Source organism: Corynebacterium sp. HMSC073D01 (genome assembly GCF_001815555.1).
GTDB lineage: Bacteria > Actinomycetota > Actinomycetes > Mycobacteriales > Mycobacteriaceae > Corynebacterium > Corynebacterium glucuronolyticum.
This window is the reverse complement of record NZ_KV821025.1, coordinates 19,937-32,676: the sequence shown is the minus strand read 5'-3', so window position 1 is coordinate 32,676 and position 12,740 is coordinate 19,937. Positions and strand designations below refer to the sequence as shown.

The following is a 12,740-nucleotide window of genomic DNA, read 5'->3' as shown; positions in this document are numbered from 1 at the left end:
ACACCGTTTTCTCCGGGAAAGTAGCCACTGTCATGTCTTTTATAGGCAAGCCGTCTGCTGCACTGGTTTCCTGGCTCGTAGCTAATCTCGGCCCGGGCGCGTCTCCACAACCCCCTGCCAGACTCGATGGGCCAGACCCTGCTCAAGCCGTGGTCCGGCCCCTTTCTATCGAGAGATTCCTCAGCAAGGTGGAGGAATATGTGGCCATCTACATGGCCGCTATGCGGTACGATTCTCGTCTCCGTGCTTCACGTATTGCCGCTTGGGAGCACGACAGCACACTCGACGGTTTCCATGCATTTGAGGCCGTCGACCCCCGTTATCCTGATGTCCCACTCGGGGTGTGCTACGGCCATAATGCCGATTGGGACAGCTGGTGGCATCGGGAGATAGCACGGGGGGTACGTACCCGCCATCCCGTCGGCATCGACGCCTCGTGGCTGATGCACAACTACTTTGAGGTATCCGAGATTCATGTCCGGGACGAAGCGCAATCCGCCGGCATCGGGAGGAAACTCCTGCGCACACTCATCGACAGCACTGATCGTCCGTGCGTCGTTCTTTCCACTCCTGAGGTGCCACACGAAGCTAACCGAGCCTTCTCTTTATACCGCTCACCAGAGTTCGGCTTTCGAGACCTGCTCCGTCACTTTTACTTCTACGGCGATAACCGCCCCTTCGCTGTTTTGTACACGCAGCGGGAACCGTAACGGCTTTCGCTGGGAGGCGGCCGGTATCGTTGAAGTGCGCCCACAGCACAGGGCGCGAGGTTCGCTGATTTCGCGCGTAAGGAGATCCCGTGGCTTTTGAACTAGCATCCGTCCAGGCAGGCGTTACCAAAAACCTGCAGGAATTCTTGGCATCCCACCGGCCCCACGTCAGCGCCATAGGATCACACGTCGACGTGGCATCTGAAGCACTGAGTGACTTCGTGGTCTCCGGCGGCAAGCGTGTTCGCCCCCTCTATGCCTGGGCCGGGTACGTCGGCGGTGGTGGCGACGAATCTAACACCGCCGTTCAGCGCGCATGTTCTTCGCTCGAGTTCATCCAGGCGTGCGCTCTCATCCATGATGACATCATCGATGCCTCAGATACCCGTCGTGGCAATCCCACTGTTCATCGCCGGATGGAAACGTACCTCCGCGATTACCCTGGCTTCTCTGGCCCAACGGAGAGAGCCGCAGAGTTTGGAACCTCCGTAGCCATCCTCATTGGAGACTTAGCACTCGTCTGGGCAGAGGATATGTTCATGGAGTCCGGGGTCGAGCTCAGCGACCTTATGCGAGCCCGACCAGCATGGAACGCCATGCGAGCCGAGGTTATCGGTGGTCAGATCCTAGATATCAGTGCCGAGGCCGTGGGAGAAACAAGCGAGGACACGGCTCGCCGTGTCAACATCTACAAGACAGCCTCCTACACGATCACCCGGCCTCTTCAGATCGGTGGCCTCCTCGCTGGTGTTGATGACTCCACTCTGGAAGCGTTTGCAGGTTACGGTCGCAACTTGGGGATCGCTTTTCAGCTTCGCGATGATCTCCTCGGTGTTTTCGGTGATCCCTCGGTAACGGGAAAGCCAGCAGGCGATGACCTGCGCGAAGGAAAGCGCACGGAGTTGCTGGCTGTCGCCGTCGACAAGCTCAACGGAACCCCCGAGGCGCAGTACCTCCTCGATAATGTTGGCACAACATCCGACCCTGCGACGATAGCCCGACTCGCCGACATCATCCGCGCTTCCGGCGCGGCCGATGACATGGAACGCCGTATCGCTACGCTTCGTGACACTGGCCTTTCGTGCCTCGACACCGCTGCAATCTCGGATGATGCCACAACGATCCTCAAAGAACTCGCCATCAAGACCACGCAGCGTACCAAATGACCTCAGCCGAAAAGACGCTTACCAGTCTCAGCAACGCTGCGCCCAGCCCACTCCTGCTTGGTACAGCGGGATCCGTTCTCATTGCCCTCGGCAGTTTCGGTGCTGGTGCAATTCGCTACAAAGGTGGCATTCTCCGCGCGTTGCACCTCGACTTTTTGTCCTTTGGACATGGCGCATCCTTCTCCAACATTGTCCTGTGGTGTGGCCTCGTCCTATTCGTCCTCGCATGGTGCATCGCTGGGATGCGGCTGCACCATATTCGTCTCCGGCCGCTCCTTGTCTGGTGGACCGCACCACTGCTCCTCGCAGCCCCGATCCTTTCCCGCGATGTCTACTCCTACCTCATGCAGGGAGCTATGCTGCGCGATGGATTCAACCCCTACACCCAAGGTGCTGCCGTCAATCCCGGCCCCTTCCTCCTCGAGGTCTCCCACGATTGGCGAAACACAACCACGCCCTACGGGCCACTCCACCTGTGGATCGGTGAGGGCATCACTCGAATTGTGGGTGAAAATGTCACGCTCGGCGTAATCTGCTACAAGCTTCTCTCCCTCGGAGGGTTTGCGCTCATTGCCTGGTGCGTGCCACGTATCGCGCGTCGCATCGGTGGCGACCCGCGTCTCGCGGTCTGGCTCGGGGTGCTTAATCCCGTGATGGTTTTTCACATGGTCGGCGGGATGCACAACGAATCCGTCATGGTGGGCCTCGTCAGTCTCGGCATTTTGTGGGCAGTGACGGAACGCCCCTGGCACATTGTGGCAGCTGTTGCAGTGATTTCCGTCTCCGTTTCGCTTAAGGCTACTGCCGTCATCGCATTGCCATTCGTCGTCTGGATGGCAGTGCGGTGCCTGCACAACCGCTACGGCATTCATCCCGCTATCGCCTTCGTCGGCTCCGGCATTGTCCTTGCCGCAGAGACCGTTGGCACAGTCGCTCTCGTCACAATAGCTTCCGGTACTAGTTGGGAATGGGTCTCGCAGATCACCGGAAACGCGAAGGTCATCAACCCCCTTGCGCTCCCGTCCCTCTTGGCCGGCTTCGTCACTCCAATCGGGCGCCTCATCGACCCAGATTTTTCATACAACGCGGTTCTGGGAGGCATCCGCACCGTCACCAGCCTCCTCATGCTCATAGGCCTTGTCATCGCGTGGTGGTACTTCCGCAGGTCAACTCGTGACAATGTGCGGGGCACGGTTGCCGCCTATGCCTCCCTCATGGTGTTCAACTCCGTCACGCTGCCCTGGTATTACGCCAGTGCCCTCTCTCTTGTGGGGGCGATCAAGCCACCCCGTCGACTCATCCAGTTCACCATCGCTGCATCGCTAACCGTCAGTCTCTCATTCGCAGGTTCCGGAAACCATCATCTGTATAACGGCTGGATCATGGTCCCGGTCATCTTCTGCTCTGCGATCGTCGCAATCGTTATCGAAAGGGCGCAACGCAGTAACGCCTATGCGCGGACGAAACACTCCGCTGTTGCGGGGGTTAGGCGGGTGTAGTTGAGCTACTGGGCGTCCCCGGTTGACGTGCGCGGGGTATCACCGGTGGCTCGCTGGCTCCTTCGACGAGGCACGACACAGTTTTAGGAGCAGTGGTTTTTCCCCTCGGTTTTCCAGCACACAGTACGACTCCCCTACGAAGCCCCCTCTTTTGCAGCCCGCGATGGGGCGATGACCACCATCTTCCCCGCGTGGCTGCGCCTGCGGCTCTCTTATAGCCTCGCGGGTACGGCCCCGCATGTGGTGCGTGCGTCTGCGACTCTGACCCCACGGCTGTTCCTCCGCTCCAAGAATTCACAGAAAACACCGCATAGATACCGAATCGACACGGTATTAACATCGATTCGGAACCGGATCGATGCGTAACCGGATCGATTCGGAACCGGTTCGATGCGGTTACGGATCGAAACAGAGCCGGAGCGCACGAAATTGTCACGTTACCGGTACGGGGACAAAGTTATGTGGCTGCGCACGCGGTGACAGACCATCCCTTGTGCTGGCCACGAATGGGCTTCATACGTGTGTATAGAAGAGGTGGCCGTTCCTATTACGGCCACCGTCTATTCCCATGCATTGACGGGTGTCGCTCTCCCCCACAGGTTGTAGCGAGGGGGTTGACACCCCGTGTTCTTAAAAGGCCATGGCCTGCGCACGGCGAAGGACTTCGCGGGCGAGGTGACCATGGAAGGCATCGACAGGACGACCGGGAAGGGTCTCGTCTTCGGTGAAGAAGTAGCGGAGAATATCCTCATCGTTGTAGCCACCGTCTGCTAACACGGTGATTGCTCCGGTGACGTGCTTGTTAAGAGTGTCATCGCCGTTGAAGAAACGCTTGGGAATACACAGCTGTTTGCCGGACTTGACGGCGATCACCTTGTGATCTTTGAGCAGCTGCTTCACACGGCTGAAGGGGACATTGAGAAGGTCGGCTACCTCGTCAAGAGTGTAGAGGGGTTCGCCTTCCGGCAGGACGTTTTCAGAAACTGGTACTGAACTCACACCCCTAACGTACCTTATGTCCGCCCCTAAATGGCATGGGGGGACCGATATAAGCAATACTTGAGGCATGAATGGCCCTCGCAATGGAGAACTACTTGACGGTCGCTACCGCGTTGAACGCCCGATCGCACGTGGTGGAATGTCCACGGTCTACCGCTGCGTCGACACGCGCCTGGGGCGAAACGTGGCTGCAAAAGTGCTCTCCCCCGAGTTGTCCGCTGACCCGGCCGCCCGTTCGCACTTTAAGCGCGAGGCAAGGGCGATGGCACAGCTCAGTCACCCGTGCCTGGTCAACGTGTACGACACGGGCTCCGACGGGGCGTACGACTTCCTCATCATGGAGCTCATCACCGGAGGCACCCTCCGCGAGCTCACGGCTGAGCGCGGGCCAATGCCCCCGCATGCTGCCACCGCTGTCATGATTCCTGTGCTGACGGCCCTGTCCCTCGCCCACCGAGCCGGAATGGTGCACCGGGACATCAAACCCGACAACATCCTGATCAACGGCGACCACCAGGTCAAACTGTCGGATTTCGGGCTCGTCCGGGCAGCGTCGACAAGCGTCACGGGTTCCCACAAGATCACGGGGACGGTAGCCTACCTCAGCCCCGAACAAGTCACCGGTGAGCCGATCGGCCCGGCCTCCGACGTGTACTCCGCAGGCATCGTCTTGTTCGAGCTGCTCACCGGACGCACGCCTTTCTCCGGCGACGATGTATACGAGCATGCCCGAGCCCGCGTCACCGGGATCGTCCCGCCCCCGAGCACGCTTATCGACGGTGTCCCCCACCTCTTTGATCATCTCATCGCCACTGCGACGGCGAGGGAACCAGAAGAACGGTTCAGCGATGCGCAGGAGTTCCTCGATGCGCTCGAGGATGTCGCCCGCGAACTGCAACTACCTGAATACGAGGTGCCTGTCCCGCAGAACACCGCCGCCAAACGCGCAGGATCGAATCTCACGGTCGCCACCGATGTCCTCACCCGGACGGGTCATGAGACCGCAGTTCTCCCGACAGTCACTGCCCCGGCACAAAACCCCGAAACTGCTGTCATGCCCGCCAGCCAGGAGCACAATCAGCTTGCCGATTACGTGCAGGCCCCAGAGCCTGCCAGCCAACCCGAACCGGAGACGCAGCCGGAACCTGTAAGTAACCGCTCCACAGGCCGATTCATCGTGTGGTTTGTTGTCGTCGTGCTCATCGCCGCAGCCGTCGGCGTTGGTGGCTGGTGGTTCGGTTCGGGGCGCTATGGCGAGCTGCCGGACATTACGGGTCTCAACCAGGATGCGGCATACGCGCAGATCGATAACGCCGGCTTTGAGCCGGTCGTCATCGAGGTTTATGACAACAATGTGCCCAAAGGCCAAGCCACGGGAACTGACCCGCTCACAGGCGAACGGGAGGTTCGGGGTCGCTCCGTTGTCCTCTATGTATCGCTCGGCAAGCCCACGATTCCCGCGCTCCCGAGCTCGCAGAGCCCCGGGGAATACGAGCAGCAGCTGAAGAGCCGGACTCTGACACCTGTCATGGGCGAAGAGACCTACTCCGATACCGTACCCGAGGGACTCGTCGCTGCAGTTAATCCCCAGCCTGGCACGGAGGTAGCCGTCGGGTCGTCGGTGACCATCCACCTGTCCAAAGGCAAGAAGCCCGTCACTATCCCTGACCTCGTAGGAAAAAAGCTGGAGGATGCCATCGACGCTTTGAAGAAGGCTGGACTTGACCTCGGCGAGACAACGAAACAGTTTTCCGCAGATGTCGCCGGCGGCTCCGTCATCGCGTCCTCCCCGAAGGCTAACGAAACCACCGGCTCCGGCTCCTCCGTCGACCTCGTCGTGTCAAATGCCCTCACAGTCCCCGATGTCACGGGCAAGACCGTCGCGGAGGGGATTGAGACCCTCAAAAAGGCCGGATTTGAAGGAACCGCCGATTCTCAATCCGGCATCATTGAAGCGGTGTATCCCAAGCCAGGAACCCGAGTGGAGCAGCAGGACAACAAAGTCGACCTTGTCGTCTCCGACAAGGTGCGCGTCCCAGACCTGACGGGTCTGTCACGCGAAGAGATCGACAAGACACTGCGTTCCCTCGGGCTTTCCGCCAAGCTGTATGGGATCTCCGGCGGAAAAGCCTACAAACAAACACCAACGGAGGGTACAAGCGTCGAAAAGCAAGATACCCTCCGTGTGTGGTTGAAGTAGGCGTCAGCCAGCGATCCTACGTGTGGTTGCGAAGCATCTCCGCAACAAGGAAGGCGAGCTCGAGCGACTGCTGCGTATTCAGACGGGGGTCGCACGCCGACTCGTAGCGACCGGGGAGATCGACGTCCGTAATATCCTCCGCACCACCGAGGCACTCGGTCACGTCCTCGCCGGTCAGCTCGATGTGGATGCCACCTGGGTGCGTGCCCAACGAGCGGTGCACTTCGAAGAAGCCCTGAACCTCATCAATGACCTTGTCAAAGTGACGCGTCTTGTAGCCGTTGGAGGAGGTGAACGTGTTCCCGTGCATCGGGTCGGACTGCCAGATCACCTTGTGACCGCTTTCCTCGACAGCCTTCACGATCGGAGGAAGCACAGTACGGACGTTTTCGTAGCCCATGCGAGCGACCATCGTCAGGCGACCGGGCTCGAAGTTCGGATCAAGTCGCTCCGCGTAGGCCACGGCCTCCTCCGGGGTGCACCCGGGGCCGATCTTGATCCCAACGGGGTTAGCAATGAGGCGCGCGAAAGCGACGTGGAAATCCTCAAGCCCACGCGTGCGCTCGCCCACCCATAGCTGGTGTGCTGACAGATCGAACAGCTCCAGTTCGCCCGTTTCAGGGTTGTTACTCAGACGCAGCATTGCGCGCTCGTAATCCACCAGCAGCCCCTCGTGCGAACAGAAGATATCCGCAGCGTTCAGCGTCGAATCGGACACACCACAGGCATCCATGAAGTTCAGGCCGTGCTCAATTTCCATAGCGAGGGCCTCGTAGCGGGCACCTGCCGGGGAATTCTGCACAAACTCACGGTTCCACTCGTGCAAACGGTGCAGATCAGCCGTACCCGAGTGCGTCAGCGCACGGATGAGGTTCATCGCCGCCGATGCGTTGGCGTACGCACGGATCATGCGGGCGGGGTCGTGCTTGCGTGCCTCCGGTGTAGCTTCAATACCGTTGACGATATCGCCACGGTAGTTGGGCAGACCATTGGAATCCAGGTCTTGGGAACGGGGCTTGGCGTACTGACCGGCAATACGGCCCATCTTCACCACGGGCGTGGAGGCTCCGTAGGTGAGCACCACGGCCATCTGAAGGAGGGTCTTAATATTTGCCTTGATGTGCGGTTCCGTGTTCGTTTCGAACGTCTCCGCACAATCACCGCCTTGCAGCAGGAAAGCGCGACCAAGCGCGACATCACGCAATTGCTTCTTCAGTGTGCGAATTTCCGGCGCCACGACAACGGGAGGCACCGACTCCAAAATCTTCCTCACGTGGGAGGCAACACGACTATCCCAGGTCGGTTGCTGTTTGGCGGGGCGCGAAATGACATCCTCAAACTGTTCCCTAATGCCGTCTGGCAGCGGGGGAAGATCTGGCAACTCGTCTACTGGGAGGTCTACAGTCCAACTCATTCATTAATTCCTAGCACGTCCGAAGAATTACTACCACTTCCGCCCCATTTTGTCCCACTGGGCGGACTAAACTGCGGAGTTTCGGGCAGACAACGGGAGAACTGCCATGCACGCGTTGAATTTCGCGAGATTGTGGCGCGCGTCCACGAGAGCATCGTGGTTGCCCTGTGGCACCTCGGGCAGGCGCGGACGGCCAGCCATTTCCCAATACTGCTTCAGCTCGTACGTAAACCGCGGCATGTCCCCCGGCAGGTCTTTCATCTCACCGAATAATTGAGCCAAGACAATGTGATCGTAATCCCCCACCCACGCCCACATCTGCGGACGGGACCCATCGGAATGAACAAAGCGATAAACCTCATCAGTAATTTGGGCAAGTGGTTTCCACGCAGCATCATCCTGTGGTGGGAGCTTGGGAAGCACCTGGGCACGCACAAAATGACCAGCTCGATCCGCATTGAACTCGGTTGAGACGGCGTAATATTCACGGCCATCTTCGGCGACAATGCCGATTGAGATCAATTCGATGGTCGAGCCATCTTCTATAAATTCTGTGTCATAAAAGTAGCGCACGCAGGCTTTGTCCAGATTCTACAACGGCGACACCAACAGGTTTTCATGGGGAAAACCCCTAGGTGGCCTAGGTAAACATTCCAACCCCCAATGTAATCCCCCCAATGCCATGCGTGCGCGATATGTGATTCACAACACACGGTAATCGGGGGTACTGCCTAGCGACGCGATCCGTTTTTCCGCAGTGGCATACTGCTTCGCACTGCCGTGGGCGCTCCTTCCCCACAGCCGTCAGCACGACCCGGAAAACCGCACACCGCGCCCTACGCGCGGGGCTCTGCCCCCTCCGGGTACCCCTTGCCCGCTGCGAGGGATTTCTTCACATCAGCTGCGTACACATCCACATAATCGGTGCCCACTGCTTCTGCAAGAACATGCATGACGTGATCCACGACGGCACGCTGCGCCTCGTAGCTACCCGGCTCGAGCCCCTTGGCGGACGCGAATGCATCTGCATCGATGGGCTCACACACAACAACCTCGACCTTTGCCGGGCGGAGGAACCAGGATCCGATGGGGTTAGCGCGACCAGAGCCTCGCATCGCGATGGGAATGATCGTCTCGCCTGTCTCGAAAGCGATCTTCGCAACACCACGCTTACCCTTATAGACCCGGCCGTCAGGGCTGCGGGTTCCCTCCGGGTAGATGCCGAAGAGATCACCTTTCGCCAGCACGTTCCGCGCGGCCTCGACAGCGGCGTCGCTAGCTGCAGAGGAGTTCCTGTCCACAGGAATCTGACCAACCGAGGTGAAGAACCACTTCTGGATCTTCCCAACCAGTCCCTCGCCAACAAAGTACTCCTTCTTCGCCAGGAAAGTGATCTGACGGGGGCACAACAACGGCAGGAAGAACGAGTCCACCACAGACTGGTGCGAGGAGGCTAAAATCGCGGGCCCTGTAGCGGGGATACGCTCAGCATGGTAAATCTTCGGACGGTTGTACACGTACAAAAACGGCCCAAGAATAGATTTAAACAGCGAATACCACTTGTTATGCATGAAACAATCCTAAATTAGATGGGATCTACGGTTACACAACGGCCTCGCGGGCGAGGTCGGATACACCGATCATACCCGCCGCAGAGCCCAATTCCGCGGTCTTCAGTCTCGCAAGTCTCCTAAAACCGGCACCGACAATGGACTCCGAGTACACTTCCTGCGCCTTATCCAGGTACAACGTGGCCTCGTCTGCGACGCCCCCGGCGATAACGATGAGTTCCGGATCGAGGACATCAGAGACGATGCTCAACCCATGCCCCAACCACATTGCGAAGTTGTTCACCACGGCGAGAGCCGCCGGATCGCCTCGTTTCGCTGCCGCCATAATGACGCGACCGCTGAGTTTTTCAGGCTCGTCACGGTAGGCCCTAGCGAGCTCCGACTCCTCAAACTGCGCACATCCAATCACCTCACGCGCAGTTTCCTCCAAGGCCGTACCAGAGCAGTAACGTTCCAGGCACCCGTTCTTGCCACAGGAACATGAACGCCCACCGGGCACCACAACGAGGTGCCCGAACTCCGGAGCAACACCGAACGCACCGCGGTAAATGTTCCCGTCAACCATCAAGGTGGCACCGATTCCCGTTCCGATGGCGAACAGTACCCATGTGCGCGCCTGCATAGCGGCACCGAATCGATATTCTCCCCACGCCGCAGAGTTTGCATCGTGCTCGATGCGCACGGGGATGCCAAGCTTGCTTTCAAGCCGCTCACGCACGGGGGCGTTGCGCCACGGGACGTGCGGGCCGTAGGAGACTGTTTCTAGATCCGGGTCGATAAAGCCGGCGATAGCCAAACCACACGCCTCGATATCCCACGATGCTCGCAGTTTGTTGGCAACATGCACGATTCCTCTCTCCATCATGTCCTCGGACGAAGGTGTGGGAATCTGCGCTGAATCGAGGATAGTGCCGTTGCGATCTACCACTGCCCCTCTAAGATTCGTTCCTCCAATGTCAAACCCCAGAGTGAGGGGAGCTTTCGTACTCATCATTGGTAGGTGAACCTCCAGAGTTTCCTCTTTGCGCGAATGTAAAAGTCGATTATAGCGCCAAGACGTGCTGAGCTATTTTTCCTATCTTCTCCCAACTCCATTCTCGTTCCACATATTCCCGGCCGGCTCGCCCCAGCCGCGCACGGAGTTCCGAATCACCTAATAGCTCCTTCAATTGCGCCGTGAGCTCCTCTGGTGAGTGGGCAACGAATCCGGTGTCTTCAGTGATCGTTTCGGGTGCACCACCGGACGCACCCGCAATGACAGGTATCCCGCACGCCTGCGCCTCCAGGTAGACGATCCCAAGGCCTTCCACATCGAGGCCGCCAAGCCGTGTGCGGGCAGGCATAGCGAAGACATCAGCGGAGCGAATGTACTCGACCATGGCAGAACGATCTACCCGCCCAGTAAAGGTCACTGGAAGCCCGTCGGCGAGTCGTTCGAGACGATTCGAGTCCGGCCCTTCCCCAACGATGATGAGGCGCACGGGAAAAATATGAGCGAGAGAGGAGACCGATCGGATGAGCCAATCCTGCCCCTTTCGCTGCACGAGACGCGAAACACAAACAACCCACAGCTCGCCTGCGTGGTCATACCCCAGCCCCGGGGTGAACCGGTGGATGTCAACGCCTGACGGCATGCGAACGTAGCGCGTGGATGACGAAAGAGCTGGTTCCAACTGAGCCCGGGTGTACTCGGAAATGTAGGTGACAACATCGACATCGGCGGAAATTTTCCGCACGAGCTGACGGGCACCTGGGATGAGCGTCCACCCGACTTCGTGGCCATGGGTAGAGGCGACGATTTTCTTGGCACCCGCCGTGCGTGCAACGTTGGCTAGCAGGCCTAGTGGCGCTGCTGCTCCGAACCACACCACGTCGATTCTGTACGCCGTGATGATGCGCGCCATCGAACGGACGACAGACGGAGTGGGAAGCAAGACCGTTTGCCTCATTCGGTGAACGGTGTAGGGCACACTCGAGTCGTATTTTCTCGCTTCTCTCTCATCCTGTGTAGAGGTCAACACATGGACAGTCGAGGGATCAAGAAGCGACACGAAATCCCGCACATAGCTCTGAATCCCGCCGACTGTGGGCGGGAAATCGTTCGTGACAACGAGAACGTTAGACATGCGCTAGTAGCGCCGGTAGCCGTAAATCGGCGCGTTATCGATCGGCACAACTTGGACGGGGATACCGTAATCGGATGCATGGACGATCATGCCATTGCCGGCGTACATCCCTACGTGGCTCGCGCCCGCGTAATACCCAACGATGTCGCCGGGCTGCAATTCCTCGCGAGAGATTGGTGTCCCGCCAGCCATCTGCGCGCTTGAGGTCCTGGGAATCGTGATTCCCTGCTGCTGATAAGCCCAGTACATAAGTCCCGAGCAGTCAAAGGCACCTGGTCCGATCCCACCCCACTCGTAAGGCGAACCGATTTTGCTCATTGCGGCCTCAAGGGCCGCCATTCCCACCGGGTTAGTGCCGGTAATGCCGTCAAGCGAATAGGCCACTGGCCCGTCCTTCTCAATCCACACCTGGCGGTCCACAGGACTCAGAGCGTCGACGCGAGCCCGAATTTCATCAGTGCGGACTTTGAGAGCTTCGCGTTCCTTTTCCAGATCCTGTTGCTTCTTACGCAGCTGCTCGATCTCGAAGCGAGCAGTGGCCTCAGCCGATTCGACGTCAGCAAACTGATCTGCCGCGAGGCGGGTCTGGCGCGCAGCATCCTTCGCTTGATTTTCTGCTTTATCGCGCAAGGCGTTGAGATAGGAACGCTTCTCGATAACTTCTTGGGGGTTGTCCGAGAACCAGAGTTTGGCAACGATGTCCCCGTTTCCCACCTTGTAGCGCGTCAGCGCCACCTGGTTGACGGATTCGCGCTTGCGGTCAGCCTCGGCTTTCAAGGCTTCAGCGTGTGCACGAGCTTCGGCGCGACGAGCTTGGTGCTCCTCAACACGCCGTTCCTCATCTTCAAGGGTTACCTGCGTCGCTTCAATCTGCTCGTTATGGGCTTCAACATCCCGGGAGGTGGCTTCCAGGTCGTCGATGATCTGCTGCACATCCGCTGGATCCGCCGCTGCACGCGGGGCATCCATTGGTGGCACAACGAGAAATCCCCCAAGTACCATGGCCGTTACGCGGGTGGGTAGTGAAAGCTGGCGATGCGAACGCGCGCGATGTT

11 protein-coding genes are annotated in these 12,740 nt (G+C 59.0%); 4 read left to right on the top strand and 7 right to left on the bottom strand.

Annotated elements, in window-relative coordinates:
* The first annotated feature begins 32 nt into the window (after positions 1 to 32).
* The 3 genes from HMPREF3044_RS02275 (at position 33) to HMPREF3044_RS02265 (ending at position 3,375) form a co-directional block, all read left to right on the top strand.
* Positions 33 to 710 carry a GNAT family N-acetyltransferase gene (locus HMPREF3044_RS02275; protein WP_005389453.1) on the top strand — a complete coding sequence of 226 codons (678 nt, stop codon included), beginning with the start codon at positions 33 to 35 and terminating at the stop codon, positions 708 to 710.
* An 89-nt stretch (positions 711 to 799) separates the two neighbouring features.
* The gene (locus HMPREF3044_RS02270; protein WP_005389451.1) at positions 800 to 1,876 is read left to right on the top strand and encodes a polyprenyl synthetase family protein; all 1,077 of its coding nucleotides are present in this window, start codon (positions 800 to 802) and stop codon (positions 1,874 to 1,876) included.
* A complete protein-coding gene (locus HMPREF3044_RS02265) occupies positions 1,873 to 3,375 on the top strand; it encodes an alpha-(1->6)-mannopyranosyltransferase A (protein WP_005395497.1) in 1,503 nt (500 codons plus the stop codon). The genes HMPREF3044_RS02270 and HMPREF3044_RS02265 overlap by 4 nt, the downstream gene beginning before the upstream one ends.
* A gap of 630 nt (positions 3,376 to 4,005) precedes the next feature.
* On the opposite strand, the gene HMPREF3044_RS02260 is transcribed toward HMPREF3044_RS02265, so the two are convergent.
* Positions 4,006 to 4,374 carry an Rv2175c family DNA-binding protein gene (locus HMPREF3044_RS02260; RefSeq protein ID WP_246820848.1) on the bottom strand — a complete coding sequence of 123 codons (369 nt, stop codon included), beginning with the start codon at positions 4,372 to 4,374 and terminating at the stop codon, positions 4,006 to 4,008.
* A 67-nt stretch (positions 4,375 to 4,441) separates the two neighbouring features.
* Here HMPREF3044_RS02260 and pknB point away from each other — a divergent pair, with 67 nt between their 5' ends.
* On the top strand, positions 4,442 to 6,574 hold the full coding sequence (gene pknB / locus HMPREF3044_RS02255) for a Stk1 family PASTA domain-containing Ser/Thr kinase (RefSeq protein ID WP_070739115.1): 2,133 nt from the start codon (positions 4,442 to 4,444) through the stop codon (positions 6,572 to 6,574).
* Between the two features lie 16 nt (positions 6,575 to 6,590).
* Here pknB and HMPREF3044_RS02250 read toward each other — a convergent pair whose 3' ends face one another.
* The 6 genes from HMPREF3044_RS02250 to HMPREF3044_RS02225 form a co-directional block, all read right to left on the bottom strand.
* Positions 6,591 to 7,988 (bottom strand): class II 3-deoxy-7-phosphoheptulonate synthase, encoded by a 1,398-nt coding sequence (locus HMPREF3044_RS02250; RefSeq protein ID WP_005389444.1) that lies wholly within the window; start codon positions 7,986 to 7,988, stop codon positions 6,591 to 6,593.
* Positions 7,989 to 8,054: 66 nt separating this feature from the next.
* Complete coding sequence (locus HMPREF3044_RS02245) at positions 8,055 to 8,561, bottom strand: polyadenylate-specific 3'-exoribonuclease AS (RefSeq protein ID WP_005389443.1); 507 nt, start codon at positions 8,559 to 8,561, stop codon at positions 8,055 to 8,057.
* Between the two features lie 263 nt (positions 8,562 to 8,824).
* Positions 8,825 to 9,559: a lysophospholipid acyltransferase family protein gene (locus HMPREF3044_RS02240; RefSeq protein ID WP_005389442.1), complete on the bottom strand. Its 735-nt coding sequence runs from the start codon at positions 9,557 to 9,559 to the stop codon at positions 8,825 to 8,827.
* A gap of 31 nt (positions 9,560 to 9,590) precedes the next feature.
* Positions 9,591 to 10,553, bottom strand: coding sequence for an ROK family protein (locus HMPREF3044_RS02235; RefSeq protein WP_005395491.1), 963 nt, complete (start codon positions 10,551 to 10,553; stop codon positions 9,591 to 9,593).
* Between the two features lie 49 nt (positions 10,554 to 10,602).
* The gene (locus HMPREF3044_RS02230; RefSeq protein WP_005395490.1) at positions 10,603 to 11,685 is read right to left on the bottom strand and encodes a glycosyltransferase family 4 protein; all 1,083 of its coding nucleotides are present in this window, start codon (positions 11,683 to 11,685) and stop codon (positions 10,603 to 10,605) included.
* Positions 11,686 to 11,688: 3 nt separating this feature from the next.
* A complete protein-coding gene (locus HMPREF3044_RS02225; protein WP_005389439.1) occupies positions 11,689 to 12,654 on the bottom strand; it encodes an NlpC/P60 family protein in 966 nt (321 codons plus the stop codon).
* Positions 12,655 to 12,740: the final 86 nt, after the last annotated feature.

Excerpts from the sequence above, each read along its gene's own strand:
- HMPREF3044_RS02275 (WP_005389453.1), top strand. The coding sequence starts at position 33 with ATGTCTTTTATAGGCAAGCCGTCTGCTGCACTGGTTTCCTGGCTCGTA.
- HMPREF3044_RS02265 (WP_005395497.1), top strand. The coding sequence starts at position 1,873 with ATGACCTCAGCCGAAAAGACGCTTACCAGTCTCAGCAACGCTGCGCCC.
- pknB (WP_070739115.1), top strand. The coding sequence starts at position 4,442 with ATGAATGGCCCTCGCAATGGAGAACTACTTGACGGTCGCTACCGCGTT.
- HMPREF3044_RS02250 (WP_005389444.1), bottom strand. The coding sequence starts at position 7,988 with ATGAGTTGGACTGTAGACCTCCCAGTAGACGAGTTGCCAGATCTTCCC.
- HMPREF3044_RS02240 (WP_005389442.1), bottom strand. The coding sequence starts at position 9,559 with ATGCATAACAAGTGGTATTCGCTGTTTAAATCTATTCTTGGGCCGTTT.
- HMPREF3044_RS02235 (WP_005395491.1), bottom strand. The coding sequence starts at position 10,553 with ATGATGAGTACGAAAGCTCCCCTCACTCTGGGGTTTGACATTGGAGGA.
- HMPREF3044_RS02230 (WP_005395490.1), bottom strand. The coding sequence starts at position 11,685 with ATGTCTAACGTTCTCGTTGTCACGAACGATTTCCCGCCCACAGTCGGC.
- HMPREF3044_RS02225 (WP_005389439.1), bottom strand. The coding sequence starts at position 12,654 with ATGGATGCCCCGCGTGCAGCGGCGGATCCAGCGGATGTGCAGCAGATC.